The sequence below is a fragment of the Nonomuraea sp. B10E15 genome, from assembly GCF_039871615.1.
Classification (GTDB): Bacteria; Actinomycetota; Actinomycetes; order Streptosporangiales; family Streptosporangiaceae; genus Nonomuraea.
Genome location: NZ_JBDPMB010000068.1, coordinates 1 through 850, shown reverse-complemented (window position 1 = coordinate 850; position 850 = coordinate 1). Strand labels below are relative to the sequence as shown.

Sequence of the window (850 nt, the reverse complement as noted above, 5' to 3'; positions counted from 1 at the left end):
GCGAGCAGTCGGCCGAGCTGAAACACATCCGCGCCGGTGATGCGGACGGGCAGGCGCGTTGGTCGTTCTCGTCCCAGCAGGCCACGCTGCGACGGCTCGACAAGGCGTTTCGCGCGTTCTTCGACCGAGTCAGGGCCGGACGCGCGCCGGGGTTCCCGCGTTTCAAGGGGCGTGGCCGGTTCGGCACGGTCGAGTGGCCGAAGGACGGCGACGGCTGCCGGTGGGATGCTCAGCCCGGCCACCCCACCGCCACCTACGTGCGGCTGCAGGGTGTCGGGCATGTGCGCGTCCACCGGCACCGGCCCGTGCGCGGCCAGGTGAAGACGATCAGCGTCACGCGTGAAGGCTCCCGCTGGTTCGTGGTCCTGTCGTGCGACGACGTGCCCGCCGAGTCCTTCCCCGTCACCGGCGCGGTCGCGGGGATCGACATGGGCGTGGCGTCCCTCGTCACGACCAGCGACGGACAGCATCTGAGCAACCCCCGTCACCTGGCCGCGTCCGCGGGCCGGCTGGCCGCCGCGCAGCGGGTTCTGGCGCGCAAGAAGCGGGGTTCCAAGCGGCGGCGCAAGGCGGTGGCCCGCGTGGCCGCGTTGCACGCCAGGGTGCGCAGGCAACGTCTGGACGGCGCGCACAAGGCCGCGCTCGCCCTGGTCCGCGCCTATGATGTGATCGTGCACGAGGACCTGCGGATCGCGAACATGACCCGCTCGGCGGCCGGCACGGTCGAAGTCCCCGGCCGGAATGTCGCGCAGAAGTCCGGCCTCAACCGGAGCATCCTGGACGCGGGCTGGGGGGTGTTCCTGACGATCCTGTCGTACAAGGCTGAAAGCGCCGGTCGCAAGCTGATCGC

At 71.5% G+C, this 850-nt stretch carries 1 protein-coding gene; it reads left to right on the top strand.

Features of this window, described 5'->3' with window-relative positions:
- Window positions 1-850 (top strand): transposase (locus ABGB14_RS50005; protein WP_347650962.1); only part of this gene is annotated, 850 nt, incomplete at both ends.